The organism is Desulfonatronum sp. SC1 (assembly GCF_003046795.1).
Taxonomy (GTDB): Bacteria; Desulfobacterota; Desulfovibrionia; order Desulfovibrionales; family Desulfonatronaceae; genus Desulfonatronum.
Genome location: NZ_PZKN01000021.1, coordinates 1 through 14,883, shown reverse-complemented (window position 1 = coordinate 14,883; position 14,883 = coordinate 1). Strand labels below are relative to the sequence as shown.

The window sequence follows — 14,883 nt, the reverse complement described above, 5'->3', positions numbered from 1 at the left end:
AACAACGAACAACGAACAACGAACAACGAACAACGAACAACGGCTATAGACGGCACTTGCCATGTGGTCAAACCGGAACCCATCAATAACTTGTGGCATGTATGACCTGGATGCCCGCCTTCGCGGGCATGACGAGATTGGCGATACGTAGCCATTCCAAGCCATTTCCTGCGATTCAAGGAATCCAGTCTTGACCCCCCCGCTCACCAGGACCTATGCTCTCTGGATGAATGATTCTGGAATGCGGGATTCAGCGGCAAACACTATGCAGGCTGGCCATGCCCTCCGGCTGAACAAGGCCCTGGCCCAGGCAGGGCTCTGTTCCCGCCGGGCCGCGGACGACCTGATTCTGGCCGGGGCGGTCACGGTCAACGGAACCGTGGCCGACTCGCCGGGAATCCGCGTCGATCCAACCGTGGACCATGTCCGGGTCCACGGACGTGATATCCGCCTTGGTCCAGTCCAGCCGTCCGACCACCTCTATCTGGTCCTGCACAAGCCTTTGGGCGTCGTCACCACGGCCCATGATCCCCAAGGCCGCAAAACCGTCCTCGACCTGCTTGCGCCGGACATCCGCGGTCGCCGCCCTTTTCCCGTGGGCCGGCTGGATCTGCTTTCCGAGGGCCTGCTGCTACTGACCACGAACGGCGAACTGGCCCTGCGCATGACGCATCCCCGCTGGGAACACCCCAAGGTCTACCATGTCCGCGTTCGTGGCCGGGTCACCCCGGAAAAACTGGCGACCATGCTCGGCGGGATGCGTCTGGCCGAAGGAGACCAACTCGCGCCGGTTCGGGCGCGAATCATTGAGGACCGCTCACCCCGAACACCGGATAACGCCGTGACCCTGGAAATGACCCTCCGCCAAGGCGTCAATCGCCAGGTCCGCCGGATGTGCCGCGACCTGCGGCTGCACATCATCCGCCTGCGACGCGTCTCCCAAGGACCGATCCGCCTGGGCGACCTCCCTCCCGGTGCGAGCCGGCCGTTGACAGACCGAGAAGTTAAGGCCCTGAGCGCTTCCCTTGACCTCCTTCTTGACCCTGCCCTTGACCACCATCGGGAGCCATCATGATCCATCTTTTCTTCTGTCCGCAAATGACCGAAATGGCCCTGCGCATCCACACGGCCCACCCCGACCGAATCACCCTGGGCCGGATCGACTGGTCCTATTTCCGGGACGGCTTTCCCAACCTGCGCATCGAGAACGCACCGGGATTGCGCAACCGCGACGTGGCTTTCCTGAGTACCCTGACCACGCCCGGCGAGATGTTCGCTCAATTGGCCGTGCTCTTTGAACTGCCCCGCTACGCGGTGCGCTCCTTCAAGTTGATCCTGCCCTATTTTCCTACAGGAACCATGGAGCGGGTGGAGGAAGAAGGCCAGATCGCCACGGCGGCCACCCTGGCCCGGCTGCTCTCGGACATCCCCCTGACCATGTCCGGCCCGACCCAGATCGTGATCTACGACATCCACGCCCTGCAGGAACGATTCTACTTTTCCGACAGCGTGATCCCCCGGCTGGAAACTGCGGTCCACCTCCTCAAGGATCAGGTTCGCGCCGAGCCAGACCTGTCCATCGCCTTTCCGGACGAGGGCGCCTGGAAACGGTTCGGGCGACTGTTTCCAGAATTTCCGCAAATCGTCTGCCTCAAAGCCCGCCGGGGCGACCGGCGCGGGGTCTTAATCAAGGAAGGCGACCCGGTGGACCGGCACGTGCTCATCGTGGACGACCTGATCATGTCCGGCGGAACTCTGATCGAATGCAAAAATCTGTTGTTGGAAAAAGGGGCGGCCCGAGTCAGCGCCTTCGCCACCCACGGCGTTTTTCCGAACAGCTGTTGGTGCCACCTGGAAAATGAGGATTTCCAAACGGTCTGGATAACGGATTCCTGCCCGGAACAAGCCGAGGCCGTCCACAGCAGGCCGCCTTTTCAGGTCATTTCCCTGGCTCCTGATATTGCCAGAATCGTCCTTGAACCGTTATGAGCCTCGAAACGCTGAAACGTTACAGTCTGAACCTTTGTAACTACTCAGCTCATCCGGGGATATATTCGGACTGGATACCGGCCTTCGCCGGTATGACTGACTTGAAACGACATGGTACGCTACGTCATTCCGGCGAAAGCCGGAATCCAGTGTTGGAGGATGACCATACACCGTGTGTGCTGAAAAGTTGCGAACCTTTTACCCCTAATTCAAGGAGCATCTGATGATTCCCAGTGATCTGCTCTATATGGTGTCCCACGAATGGGTCCGCGTCACCGACCAGGAAGCCCTGGTCGGCATCACGGATTTCGCCCAATGCCAGCTTGGTGACATTACGTTCATCGAGCTGCCGTCCGTAGGTGACGCCGTGGAGCAAGGCGGGGAAATGGGCAGCATTGAGTCGGTCAAAGCGGCCAGCGAGTTGAACAGCCCGGTTTCCGGAACCGTCACCGAAGTCAATGCCGAGTTGGACGGCGCGCCGGAAAAAATCAACCAGGATCCTTACGGCGCTGGATGGATGATCCGGGTGCGGCTCAGCGTACCGCCCCAGGGCCTGCTGTCCCCCGAGGAATACAAAGCCATTGCCGAGTGCAACGACGAGTAGAATTCTCCATGCCCTACATTCCCCACACCCCGAACGAACAGCGCCGCATGCTGGACGTCGTCGGCATCCCCGACATGGACGCCCTGTTCGCGGAGATCCCCAAAACCCTGCGGCCCAAAAGCTTCGACCTGCCCGAAGGCCTCGGCGAGCACGAAGTCATGCGGCACCTGGAAACCCTGGCGGACAAAAACAACACCCGACTGGTGGGATTTCTGGGCGCGGGATTTTACGACCACGCCATTCCCGCGGCGGTGGACTTCCTGACTTCCCGCGGCGAATTCGCCACGGCCTACACTCCCTACCAGCCGGAGGCCTCTCAAGGGTCGCTCCAGGCCATTTTTGAGTACCAGACCGCGGTCTGCCGCCTCCTGGACATGGAGTACGCCAACGCTTCGGTCTACGACGGGGGGACGGCCCTGTACGAGGCCATGATGATGGCCGTGCGCCATACCAAGCGCCGCAAGATCGTGGTGGACGAGTGTGTCAACCCCATCTACCGCAGGATGTTGGATTGCTACACGTCCAATCTGCACCTGGAAATGATCGTGGTCGCCCACCGGGAAGGCGGTTCGGACCTGAAAGCCTTGTCCGCGGCGGTGGATACCGATACCGCGGCGATCATCGTCCAGAATCCCAACTTCTTCGGCGTCCTGGAGGACTTCACCGGCCTGTTCACCCATGCCCGATCCCAAGGCGCCCTGAACATCATCTCGGTCTACCCGCTGATGCAGGCCGTCCTGAAGACGCCCGGGGCCATGGGCGCGGACATTGCAACGGCCGAGGGACAGAGCCTGGGCCTGCCCCTGAGTTTCGGCGGGCCGTATCTGGGCATGATGGCCTGCGCCAAGGCCCTGATCCGCCAGATGCCCGGCCGGATCGTCGGGCGGACCACCGACGCCCAAGGCCGAACCGGCTACGTCCTGACCCTCCAGGCACGGGAACAGCATATCCGCCGCCAAAAAGCCACCTCCAACATCTGCTCCAACCAGGCCCTCTGCGCCCTGCGCGCCATCGTCTTCCTCTGCCTGATGGGCCCCCGAGGGTTGGCCAACACTGCCACGCACTGCTCCGAACTGGCCCACTACGCGGCCAGACGCCTGCTCAAGCTCCCCGGAGCCAAGCTGCTCAGCCAACGCCCCTTTGCCAATGAATTCGCCCTGGTCCTGCCCAAGCCCGCCTATCATGTCATGGATCGCCTGACCCGGCGCGGATTTTTGCCCGGCTTTCCCCTGGGCCGCTACTATCCCGGCCTGGAAAACGTCCTGCTCATCGCCTGCACCGAAAAAAACACCCGCGAAGACATCGGCATCCTCAAGGAACTGCTGGGAGGCGCGTTATGAAGACCATATTCGAGCAATCCGTTTCCGGACGCCCCGGCGTCGGGCTGCGGGAATTGAAGAAGGACTTGACCGGCTTGATCCCCCAGGAACTGGCCCGGGACGGACTACCCTGCCTGCCCCAGGTGGGCGAACTGGACGTGGTGCGCCACTTCACGCGGCTTTCCCGGCTCAACTTCGGCGTGGACAGCCACTTCTACCCCCTGGGCTCCTGCACCATGAAATACAACCCCAAATTCATGGAACAGGCCGCGGCCTTGCCGGGCTTCAGCCGCCTGCACCCGCTGGTGCCCCAATTCCGTGGGGCGGGCCATTTCGCCCAGGGCGCACTGGAGGTGATTTTTGAGACCGAACGGCTGCTGTGCGAAATCACGGGCATGGCCGGATTCACGGTCCACCCCATGGCCGGGTCCCACGGCGAATTGGCCGGAGCGATGATCATCGCCGCCTACCACAAGGACAAGGGCCGCAAGCGGACCAAGGTCGTGGTGCCGGACTCGGCCCACGGCACCAACCCGGCCTCCGCGGCCATTGCCGGCTTTGACGTGATCAGCCTGGAGTCCAAGGACGGGATAGTCGATCCCCAGGCCCTGGAAGCCGTGCTCAGCGAGGACGTGGCCGCGGTGATGATGACCTGCCCCAACACCCTGGGCCTGTTCGAGCAGCATCTGCCACGGATCGTGGAACTGGTCCGCTCCGTGGACGCCCTGCTCTACTACGACGGCGCGAACCTGAACGCCATTCTGGGCAAGATGCGCGTAGGCGATGCGGGCTTCGACGTGGTCCACCTGAACCTGCACAAAACCTTCGGCACCCCGCACGGCGGCGGCGGCCCTGGCTCCGGGCCGGTGGGCGTGTGTGAGCGGCTGGTGGATTTTCTGCCGATTTCCCGGGTGGTCAAGCTGGAGGACGGTCAGTTCTTTCTGGACTACGACTATCCCAAGTCCATCGGCTACGTGGCCCCGTTCTACGGCAACTTCGGCGTCTACCTGAAGGCCTATGCCTACATTCTGCGCCTGGGCCGGGAGGGACTGATCCGGGTCTCGGAAAACGCGGTCCTCGCGGCCAACTACCTGCGCAAGCGCCTCGAGGAGCATTTGGAAATCCCGTACAACCGGATCTGTATGCACGAATTCGTGGCCTCGGCCGTACGCCAGGCGGCCAAAGGCGTCCGGGCCCTGGACATTGCCAAGGCCCTGCTGGACAAGGGATACCATGCCCCCACGGTCTATTTCCCGTTGATCGTCAAGGAAGCCCTGATGTTCGAGCCCACGGAAACCGAATCCCTGGACACTCTGGATCAATTCGTGGACGACCTGATCGCCATCCTGGAACAGGCCGACCAGGACCCCGCTGCCATCCAATCCGCGCCCCGGCACACCCCGGTCAGCCGCCTGGACGAGGTCAAGGCGGCCCGCAACCTGGAACTGACGGACAACTGCGGGCTTTGAACGGGAGCCTCGAAAGGCAAATTCCGGCAGAGCGAAACGGCCTCCTCATGAGGCCGAAACGGGTTTAACTGTTAGGAGTTACGCGCCGACCGTCTGTTTCGTCCGGCTACAGCGGCCAGACCCAAAGTAGCATAGGCAACGCCACGGCAACGACCAGGATGTCCGTGGGCAGGCCCATGCGCCAATAGTCCCCGAAGTGGAACCCGCCCGGTCCAAGGATCAACGTGTTGTTCTGGTGGCCGATGGGCGTCAGGAAGGCGCAGGACGCCCCGATGGCCACGGCCATCAGAAAGGAGTCCGGGTTGACTCCCAATTGAGACGCGGTGCTCAGCGCGATGGGGCACATCACCGCGGCGGTGGCCGCGTTGTTCATGAAATCGGTAATGAGCATGGTCGCAATCAGGATCACCGCCAAACCGAGCACGGCGTGCCCCTGGGCCACCGTGTCCAAAAGAAACCGGGCGATCAGGTCCGCCGCTCCGGTGGAAGCCATGGCCCCGGCCACCGGCAGCATGGCTCCCAGGAGAACGATCACGGGCCAATCCACGGCTTGGTAAACAGAGCGCGGCGAGACGACCCGCAGGGCCATCATCGCCAGCACCCCGGCGGCAAAGGCCACGGCTACCGGAACCAATCCCAGGGCCGTGGCGGCCACCGCGCTGATCATGATCAAGGACGCTTTCATGGCCTGGCCTTTCGCCGGAACCCGCACGTCCCGCACCGCCAAAGGCACGCAGCCGAACTCCGAGGCGAAACCGGACAGCGCTTCCGGCGACCCTTGCAGCAGCAACACGTCTCCAGCCTGGATCGGCGTTGAACGCAGCCGTTTGATGGATCGGTGCCCTTCACGGGAAATGGCCAACAGATTGATGCCAAAGCGAGTGCGCAGTTCCAAATCCCTTGCCGAGCGGCCGATCAAGATCGCGCTGGGCATGGCCACCAGTTCCTGGACGATGATCTCGCTGGACCTGGATTTCCCTTCATCCTCTTGTTCGCCTTTTTTCTTGGACGCCTCCCCCTCCGGCTTCGTTGCATCGCCTGAATGGTCGTCCTTCCCGCCTTGCTCCGGCTCCTGCTTTTGACTTGATGGGGGCGGCACGTTTTCTTCCAGTTTCAATCCCAACCCGGACAGCACGGAAGCCAGGGATTTGGGTTCGGCCTGAATCATGAGAATGTCGCCATCCCGCAAGATCCGTCCCGGATACGGCGCGGACAGCCGGAACCCGCTTCGGACCAAGCCCACGATCACGGCATCGGCCTCGTCCAGGGTTCGCTCCACGTCTCGTAGCCGTTTTCCGACGGCCTTGCTGTCCTCGGTGATGCGCACTTCCGTGGTGTAGACGGCGGTATCGAAATCGTCCGTGTCCGACTGCTTACGCCCAGGGACCAACCGCCAGCCAACTAGAGAAATGAAGGCCAGACCAGCGACGGTCACGGCAAGCCCCACCGGAGTGAAGTCGAACATGCCGAAGCCGCCCAATCCAGCCTCGGCCCGGAACCCGGAGACGATCAGGTTCGGCGGGGTGCCGATCAAGGTGATGGTGCCGCCCAGGATCGAGCCGAAGGCTAGAGGCATCAAGACCTTGCCCGGAGTCAGCCCCAACTTGCCCGACACCTTGACCGCCACCGGCATCAGCAAAGCCATAGCCCCGACATTGTTCATGAATCCGGAAAGCAAGGCTCCGAGCCCGGTCAGGGAAGCGATGCTTCCGGTCCGGCCGGCGGAGGACGGCAGGACCCGCCTGGCCAGCTCGTCCACGGCTCCGGAAACCTGCAGACCGTGACTGAGCACGAGAACGCAGACCACGGTGATCACGGCTGGATGGCCAAAGCCGGAGAACGCCTCCGCCCCGGGCACCAACCCCATGAAGACACAGGCCAGCAACGCTCCCGCGGCCACCATGTCGTGTCGCCATCTGCCCCAAATGAACATGCCCATGGCGGCCACGAGAACGGCGATGATCGTCAGTTGGTCCAGTGTCATGGTGTCCAGCTCGCTTTGTTGGACGATAAAGGGGATGACGTTCATAAAAAAAGCCCGACCCTCGACGCGAAATGCGACGCATGAGGATCGGGCGACATGCCGGTAAGATAAACCGGTGAAAAGGTCACGGCAAGCCAAGCTGAGTGTCGAAAAAGTCCTTATCCGGCAGTCCGTTCAAAAACCCCAAGTACAAGGAGCAAAAAAAGTTCAAGGTCGAAGCGTATTTATTCATACGTGAGAGTTTGAACTTTTTGCAGCGACGCAGCTAATTGGGAGTTTTTCAGCGGACTGCGAGGGGTCACGTTCCGGCGAGCTCAGCCTCCACGGAGCGAACCTTGGACCCAATGGCGTCCTCCCGGCCCCGCCGACAATCCAGGCGCAGATAAACCAGAATCCGGTCGCAGTCCGCCGCCAGATCCGCCTGACAACGCCCCACCACGTCCATCACCTGGTCCCAGCGGCCCTCGATCACCGTGCTCATGGGACCGAACGTATAGGCCAGCCCGCTTTGCTGGATAATGGTTACGGCTCGGGCCACGTAGGGCGCCAGACTATCGCCCTTGTCCATGGGAAAAATGGATAATTCCGCCAAAACGTTCATCGCGTCGTCCGTGTTTACCCGCGCCAAGGAAAACCTCCTTGTCATGCCGTTTTTACGGGAACAGCCACACTCACCGAGAGAACGCCTCGGGCCAGTTCTGCGCTCCAGTCCCAGCCCAATGCGGAGGTCAACTCCCGTAACTCCGGGGCATGTCGGATTTCAGCTCCAAGAGCACGAAACTCATCGGCCTCCGGGGTCGTGGTCATACGCACCCCCAATCCTCCGCCGGACAACGGCCCGAACTCCAGGGATAAAGCCAGTGAGCCCTGAGGATTGTTGTCGCTCAAAGCGGACACCAGTGCCGCCAAAGGCTCTTCCAGGGACCAGGTCAAGGCCAGGGGGATGGCTTGGACATGCGGTGGCGGAGGTTCCACCAGGAGGGTTCCCGTGATGTTGTGCTTGAACAGCAGATCGCTCTGCCAGAACTGGAGCAGCCAGGTACCGAAATGAACGGGATCGATGAGTTGCCGGGTCGGAGTGACGTAGACGTCGCGCCATGTGAGGACGTCGAGTTGCGTTTTCAAATCCTGGGCCACGCGTTCCAACCGTGCGCACTTGTCCTGCAGGTTCGGTCGCGATCCGTCCAGGTCGTCTTTCCCCAGGGCGTTACGCAGCAGTTCCGTCTGCATGGTCAGGGCATGCACCGGATTGTTCAGATTATGCACGATCCCGTTGAGCATGCCTCCGACGACGGCTCGACCGCGCTCCGCGGCCAAAGCCAGCAAGGGCCCGTTCAGTTCCATTGCTTGCTCTCCCGGATGTGCTCCCGTTGCTGTTGAAACACGAACCGGACTATGGCCTCGCGATCCTGTTCGCGAATGGAGGTGAAGTCCACGGCCCAGGCCGACTTTCCGGCCCGGTCGTCACGGCGGTGGATCCGGCCCATGGCTCCGGCCGTCTGTAACGGAAACTGGCTCAGAAAGAGCACCAGTTCCAACCTGTCGTCCAGGGCAAACTCCCGGTCCGCGGTGAAAATCAGCCCCGCTCCGCTGATTTCCACAATGTTCACGCCCACTGGGAATGTGCTTTCCAGGTGCTCCCGATTGGCCAGACTGAGCAGCATGTCCAGCTTGGAGTTGACGGTTTCCAGAAAGTCCAGCAGGGCGTCCGGCATGTTCGCGCCCTTGGGCCGCAACGCCGCGCTCTGGGCCGCGTCGCAGCCGAAACACCCCTGGTAGGCGGCGTTTTCCTCTCCTGGAGTTAGAATCCGCAGCCGCCCGGGAAAAAAGGTCTCCACTCTGGAATATGTCCGTTTTTGCTCGCTCATGCTCCCTCCGTGATCGCCTCCCAAATCCCGTTCTCGGTTTCCAAGACCATGGCCTGCACCGGACACAGACTGGTGCACAGGCCGCAGGCCGAGCATTTCTCACGCAAAAACAGGACTTCCCGGCTGTTCAGGTCCACGCGCAGGGCCTTGGTCGGGCACAGCGCCGTACACAGTCCGCAGTGGACGCAGGAATCCTCGACGCGACGAATTTTCTGGGCCACCGGAGTGATGCCCACCCCCTGCTCCTTGAGATACCGCAGCCCTTCGCGGCACTTCTTTCGATCCCCGATGATCTCCAGAGTCATCTGCCCTTCCTGCTTCGGAGAAATGCGGGCCCTGAGAATATTGAAGCTCAAATCGTAAACCCGGGCCAGATTGCAGACCACGGGCTGGTTGGAGACGTCGGGGGGAAAGGTCAGGTAGATGATTTCCTTAGTTTCAGACATAATTTTTTATGGTTGAAGGTTCACGGCTCAGCGGTTCACGGATTCACACCCCAGCAGAAGACTCTCCTACAGCTTGGCACGCCGCGAGGAGTGTCTGCGCCTTCAGATTTCAGGTTTCAAGTTTTCAGCCTTTCACCTTTCGCCCCTTCAGGTCTCAGGTTTCAGCCCTCAGCCCTCAAACCAGCCCTATCGCCCACGCTGCTCATCCAGTAGAGTTTTGGCCCGGGCGGCCTCGGGCTGATCCGGAAACCGATTGACCAGATCTTCCAAGACCAGCACCCCGGCTCTATCCTTGCCTAGACGGAAAAAGGACGCCCCTTGCTTGAGCATGGACGCCGCGTACTTATTGCTCTGGGGATGTTTGCTGATCACGTCCTGGTAGGCCAGTACGGCTTGGCCGTAATCTTCCATCTGGAAAAAGCTTTCACCCTGCCAGAACAAGGCGTTGGACAGCAGAGGATGCTGGGGAAAAGTCGTGGCGAATTCCTGCCACATCCGCTGGGCCTGGACGTAGTTGCGGTCGTGGAAGGCCTGCAGGGCCAAATCGTACAAGGCTTGGGCCGGATCGTCCGCGGTGGACGGGACCATCAGCGGTTGCGGGCGGCCCGGCATCAAAGCGTCCGGATCGACCATGACCAGTTGATCCGGCCCATCCGGCAAACCCGGCAAGTCCGGCCGCCCAGCGACCGGGGCGTCCGGCCGCGGTCCCAAATCCAGCGCCAACTGGCTGGCGATCATGGTCACGGAACGGTCCAGGTAGGCCACCTGACGGCCCAAATCCGCGATATGTCCGCCGCCTTCACCAGGGCGATCCCCCTGGAGCATGCGCTGCAACTCTTCCATCTGGCCCTGCATGGTGGCGGTCTGGATGCGCAGGGCTTCGACCTCTGCCCACAGGTTGGCCTGGGTGGCGCGCATTGGGGTGCTCACCCCTTCCATTTCCGTCAGCAACCTGGTCAGTTCCTGATCCAGGGCGGCCAACTGGCCCTGCAACCGGCGCTGCTGCTGCTCCTGGTCCCAGACCCGGGCGGACAGGGTGTCCATCTCGCTCCTGGACGCCATACAGGAGGCCATGAGCAGGCTGATCAGTAAGATAATCAAACGGTATTTCATTGTTCCCTCCGGGCTCGTTTACGGCCCCAGATCAAATAAGCCAGTCCGCCCAGAACGGGCAGGAACACGCTGGCCGCGATCCAAACCATTTTTTCCTGGGGCGTGGCAAATTCCGAGTGAAAGGAATGCCAGATGGCCCATAGGTTGGGCAGAATGGGTAAGGTCAAAAGCCCCAGGATCAAGACAAGTTGCGATGTCGGCAGGTCAAACATGATCGATTCCTTAATTTTTCAGATCAGTCGTCGTCCTTGGAAGTCAAGCCGTAACGCCGGGTGCGGTAAACCGAAACCAGGAGCAGGACCGAGCCAATGCTGATGGCGATATCCGCCACGTTGAACGCCGGCCAATGGTACTGGCCGATGTAGAAGTCCAGAAAGTCGACCACCTCGCCCAGGCGGATCCGGTCGATCAGATTGCCCAGGGCTCCGCCCAGAATCAGGCCCAGAGCCGTGAACAAAACGGTATCCTCCCTGGGCACGGTGCGGAGCAGGTGCAGGATCAGGACCACGGCCAGGGCGGTCACGCCCAGAAAGAAATACGGCCGCCACGAGGCGTCCAGATCGCTCAGGAAGCCGAAGGCCGCACCCTTGTTCAGGACGTGCACCAGATTGAAAAAGCCGGGAATCACGGTCTTGGACGTCCACAAAGGCAACGAGGACGCCACCCAGAGCTTGGTAACCTGGTCCAGGACCAGCACCACCAGGGCCAGGGTCAAAACAAGACGATACCGGGGCGCCATTACCAACCCTCCAGGGCTTCCCGGCAGCGCGGACAAACGCCCTCACCGGTCTCCGCGTCATCCGCGGCAAGTTCCTCGCTGTAGACCCAGCAACGAGGGCATTTCGTCCCTGGAGCCGGAGCCACTGCGATGCGCAGCCCGTCGACCTCCTCGCTGACGAAAAGATCGGGAGCATCGCCGCCCGATGTCCGACTTTCCGTCGCTTCGCTTTCCGGACGGACCTCCACCTTGGAGACGATGAAGACTTCCCTGAGCATCGGGGCCATGGGCCGGAGCACGTCCAGCAGGTCGTCATGGACGTACAGGGTCACCTCCGTATCCAGGGAATGCCCCACGACACCGGACTTACGTACCGGCTCGATGGCCTTGGTGGTCTCGGCCCGGGCCCGGATAACGGTTTCCCAGGCTTGGCGAGCCTCTTCGGCCATAGACTCATCGGGCGCACCCGATGTAGCCGACATATCCGGGTCTTGAAAACGCAGGCCGAAGACGCTGGGAGACGCCCCGCGGACGTCCTCGGGCAGGTGTTGATACACCTCCTCCGCGGTAAAACTCAGAACCGGAGCCATATCCGTGAGCAGCATCTCCAGGGTCCGCCAGAGCACGGTCTGGGCCGAACGCCTGGCCAAGCCGTCAGGGGCCGAGACATACAGGCGATCCTTGACGATATCCAGGTAAAAGGCGCTCAGATCCGTGACGCACATATTGTGCAAAGTATGGAACACCTTGTGAAACTCGTACCGTTCGTAGGCCTCGGCGATTTTGGCATGCCGCCGGGTGAACAGATCCAGGGCGAACCGATCCAGGGGTAGGAGCCGGTCCACGTCCACGGCGTGCTCCGCGGGCCGGAAGTCGGAAAGGTTGCCCAGCAGGAACCGGCAGGTGTTGCGGATGCGGCGGTAGGCGTCCACCAGACGGTTCAAGGTTTCCGTGGAAATGCGCACGTCGTCCTGATAGTCCTCGGAGGCCACCCAGAGCCGCAGAATTTCCGCGCCGTACTGCTTGATTATCTCCTGGGGAGCGATGACGTTGCCCACGGATTTTGACATTTTGCGGCCATTGGCGTCTACCACGTAGCCATGCGTCAAAACCGCTTTGTAGGGCGCCACGCCCCGTGTGCCCACGGAGGCCAGAAGCGAGCTGTGGAACCAGCCGCGATGCTGGTCCGATCCTTCCAGATACAGGTCCGCCGGGAACGTGCATTCCGTGCGCTGTTCCAAAACAGCTGCGAAACTCGTTCCGGAATCGAACCAGACGTCCAGGATGTCGTCCTCCTTTTCCCAGGAGGTTGAAGCGCAGTCCGGGCAGACCAGACCAGCTGGAACCACCTCGTCCAGGACGGCCTCGAACCAGTAGTCCGCTCCCCGTTCATGCCCCGCGAACCGGTCCACCACGGAAACGACCCAGTCCGGGTCCGTATAGGTATGGCCGCACTCCTTGCAGATCAGGGCCACGATGGGCACGCCCCAGTTGCGCTGCCGGGAGATGCACCAGTCCGGACGGTTCGCGATCATGTTGTGGATCCGCTCCCGGCCCCAGGCTGGAATCCAGCGTACCTTCTCGTCGATTTCATGCAGGGCCTTGCCGCGCAGATCATCGGCCTGCATGGAGATGAACCACTGCATGGTGGCCCGGAAAATCACCGGCTTGCGGCAGCGCCAGCAATGCGGGTAGGAGTGGGAGATTTTCTCCTGGGCCAGCAATCTGCCGTTTTGCTCCAGGATCTCGATCACCTTGGGATTGGCCTTGAAGACGTTCAGTCCGCCCACCAACTCGGTCTGAGGATAGAAACAACCTCGGTCGTCCAGAGGAGAAAGGGTCTCCAGACCGTAGCGCAATCCGGTTTCATAGTCGTCCCGGCCATGCCCGGGGGCCGTATGCACGCAGCCGGTACCGGCCTCCAAGGTCACATAATTAGCCAGAACCACCGGAGAAGGACGATCGTAAAACGGATGCGCGGCCTGCAGTCCCTCCAGGCGTTGCCCGAGCACACTGGCCAGCACCTGAACCTCGTCCCAACCGAAGACTTCCTTCAACCTGGGAACCAATTCCTCGGCCAGGATGAACCGCGCATCTCCCTCAGCCATTTTGACCTGAACCAGGGCATATGCAAACTCCGGATGCACGGCCACGGCCATGTTGTCCGGAATGGTCCAGGGGGTGGTGGTCCAGATCACGATGGACGTCACAGCCTCGCCCTGCCCCGGAAACACTTCGGCCAGCCTGGGGTCGTTCACCGGAAAGGCCACGTAAATGGATGGGGAACCATGCTCCCCGTACTCCACTTCGGCCTCGGCCAGGGCCGTTTCACAGGAGCAACACCAGTGCACCGGCTTCTTGTTCCGGACCACCGCTCCCTTGGCCATGAACTTGGCCAACTCCCTGGCCGTGGCCGCCTCATAAGCGGGCTTCATGGTCAGATACGGGTCGTCCCAGACGCCCAGCACACCCAAACGCTTGAACTCCTCGCGCTGAATGTCCAGATACTTGGTAGCGTACTCCCGGCACCGGGCCCGGATTTCCAGGGTGGAAACGGACTTCTGCTTCAGCTTGAACTCCTGCTCCACCTTGAGTTCAATGGGCAGCCCGTGACAGTCCCAACCGGGCACGTACTCGGCACGCAGCCCCTGCATGTTCCGGGACTTGACAATGATGTCCTTGAGCACTTTGTTCAGGGCCGTGCCCAGGTGAATATGACCGTTGGCATACGGCGGGCCGTCATGAAGAACGTAGGTTTGCGCCCCGGCATTGGGGGCGATCATGGCATTGTAGGCGTTAATTTTTTCCCAGAAAGCCAGCATCTTGGGTTCATTCTGACTCAGGTTGGCCCGCATGGGAAAGGACGTTTGGGGCAAGTTCAGGGTTTTCTTGTAATCGGTCATGGGATGCCTTTAGTGGACGAAAAACGTGATGAGAAAAATGGGTTCGCAACCAACAAAAATATCTGAAGTATGCCGCCCCGGAAGTCAAGGTGGCCCAAAGGAAAACTCTGGGCCAAACCCACGCGAACGGATTTTTTTCTTAAAAAAACATAAACCGATTGACATTCGTCCGGAGCATCAGTAAATATCATTTTCTTTGGCGCGGGGTGGAGCAGTATGGCAGCTCGTCGGGCTCATAACCCGAAGGCCGGAGGTTCAAATCCTCCCCCCGCTACCAGCAAATTCAAGGGGTTACGATGAAAATCGTGACCCCTTTTTTGTTGTCTGATTTTGCTTTCCCACCGCATTTCCCACCTCAAGCCAGACTTAGCGTTTTCCCACTGGCAACAGATTGAATGAATCTCTCTTCACCTAAGCCAGAATCATAACGCCCCCCCCATGCCCGTTTCAAGGACCAAGCCGCCCTTGCC

Annotated in this window: 14 protein-coding genes and 1 tRNA gene; 6 read left to right on the top strand and 9 right to left on the bottom strand. The window is 60.9% G+C overall.

Features of this window, described 5'->3' with window-relative positions; translation table 11 throughout:
- Positions 1-190: 190 nt before the first annotated feature.
- The 5 genes from C6366_RS11870 (at position 191) to gcvPB (ending at position 5,381) form a co-directional block, all read left to right on the top strand.
- Positions 191-1,075, top strand: coding sequence for a pseudouridine synthase (locus tag C6366_RS11870; protein WP_233248484.1), 885 nt, complete (start codon positions 191-193; stop codon positions 1,073-1,075).
- Complete coding sequence (locus tag C6366_RS11865) at positions 1,072-1,989, top strand: phosphoribosyltransferase family protein (protein ID WP_107738161.1); 918 nt, start codon at positions 1,072-1,074, stop codon at positions 1,987-1,989. The genes C6366_RS11870 and C6366_RS11865 overlap by 4 nt, the downstream gene beginning before the upstream one ends.
- A 223-nt stretch (positions 1,990-2,212) precedes the next feature.
- Positions 2,213-2,593 carry a glycine cleavage system protein GcvH gene (gene gcvH / locus C6366_RS11860; protein WP_199221494.1) on the top strand — a complete coding sequence of 127 codons (381 nt, stop codon included), beginning with the start codon at positions 2,213-2,215 and terminating at the stop codon, positions 2,591-2,593.
- A gap of 8 nt (positions 2,594-2,601) precedes the next feature.
- Positions 2,602-3,933 (top strand): aminomethyl-transferring glycine dehydrogenase subunit GcvPA, encoded by a 1,332-nt coding sequence (gene gcvPA, locus C6366_RS11855; protein ID WP_107738160.1) that lies wholly within the window; start codon positions 2,602-2,604, stop codon positions 3,931-3,933.
- Positions 3,930-5,381 carry an aminomethyl-transferring glycine dehydrogenase subunit GcvPB gene (gene gcvPB, locus C6366_RS11850; RefSeq protein ID WP_107738159.1) on the top strand — a complete coding sequence of 484 codons (1,452 nt, stop codon included), beginning with the start codon at positions 3,930-3,932 and terminating at the stop codon, positions 5,379-5,381. Before gcvPA ends, gcvPB begins: the two co-directional genes overlap by 4 nt.
- Positions 5,382-5,487: 106 nt before the next feature.
- Here gcvPB and C6366_RS11845 read toward each other — a convergent pair whose 3' ends face one another.
- The 9 genes from C6366_RS11845 to ileS form a co-directional block, all read right to left on the bottom strand.
- On the bottom strand, positions 5,488-7,410 hold the full coding sequence (locus C6366_RS11845) for an SLC13 family permease (RefSeq protein ID WP_233248483.1): 1,923 nt from the start codon (positions 7,408-7,410) through the stop codon (positions 5,488-5,490).
- 253 nt (positions 7,411-7,663) lie between these two features.
- Positions 7,664-7,993 carry an MTH1187 family thiamine-binding protein gene (locus C6366_RS11840; protein WP_306460430.1) on the bottom strand — a complete coding sequence of 110 codons (330 nt, stop codon included), beginning with the start codon at positions 7,991-7,993 and terminating at the stop codon, positions 7,664-7,666.
- A gap of 14 nt (positions 7,994-8,007) precedes the next feature.
- Positions 8,008-8,709, bottom strand: coding sequence for a hypothetical protein (locus tag C6366_RS11835; protein WP_107738157.1), 702 nt, complete (start codon positions 8,707-8,709; stop codon positions 8,008-8,010).
- Complete coding sequence (locus C6366_RS11830; RefSeq protein ID WP_158269761.1) at positions 8,700-9,233, bottom strand: PilZ domain-containing protein; 534 nt, start codon at positions 9,231-9,233, stop codon at positions 8,700-8,702. The genes C6366_RS11835 and C6366_RS11830 overlap by 10 nt, the downstream gene beginning before the upstream one ends.
- Complete coding sequence (locus tag C6366_RS11825; RefSeq protein WP_107738155.1) at positions 9,230-9,679, bottom strand: NIL domain-containing protein; 450 nt, start codon at positions 9,677-9,679, stop codon at positions 9,230-9,232. The genes C6366_RS11830 and C6366_RS11825 overlap by 4 nt, the downstream gene beginning before the upstream one ends.
- 186 nt (positions 9,680-9,865) lie before the next feature.
- The gene (gene ybgF / locus C6366_RS11820) at positions 9,866-10,792 is read right to left on the bottom strand and encodes a tol-pal system protein YbgF (protein ID WP_107738154.1); all 927 of its coding nucleotides are present in this window, start codon (positions 10,790-10,792) and stop codon (positions 9,866-9,868) included.
- Complete coding sequence (locus tag C6366_RS11815) at positions 10,789-11,004, bottom strand: PLD nuclease N-terminal domain-containing protein (RefSeq protein WP_107738153.1); 216 nt, start codon at positions 11,002-11,004, stop codon at positions 10,789-10,791. The genes ybgF and C6366_RS11815 overlap by 4 nt, the downstream gene beginning before the upstream one ends.
- A 23-nt stretch (positions 11,005-11,027) precedes the next feature.
- The gene (lspA, locus tag C6366_RS11810) at positions 11,028-11,531 is read right to left on the bottom strand and encodes a signal peptidase II (protein ID WP_107738152.1); all 504 of its coding nucleotides are present in this window, start codon (positions 11,529-11,531) and stop codon (positions 11,028-11,030) included.
- Complete coding sequence (gene ileS / locus C6366_RS11805; protein ID WP_107738151.1) at positions 11,531-14,413, bottom strand: isoleucine--tRNA ligase; 2,883 nt, start codon at positions 14,411-14,413, stop codon at positions 11,531-11,533. The genes lspA and ileS overlap by 1 nt, the downstream gene beginning before the upstream one ends.
- Before the next feature lie 200 nt (positions 14,414-14,613).
- Here ileS and C6366_RS11800 point away from each other — a divergent pair.
- A tRNA-Met gene (locus C6366_RS11800) sits at positions 14,614-14,690 on the top strand.
- The last annotated feature ends 193 nt before the right edge of the window (positions 14,691-14,883 follow it).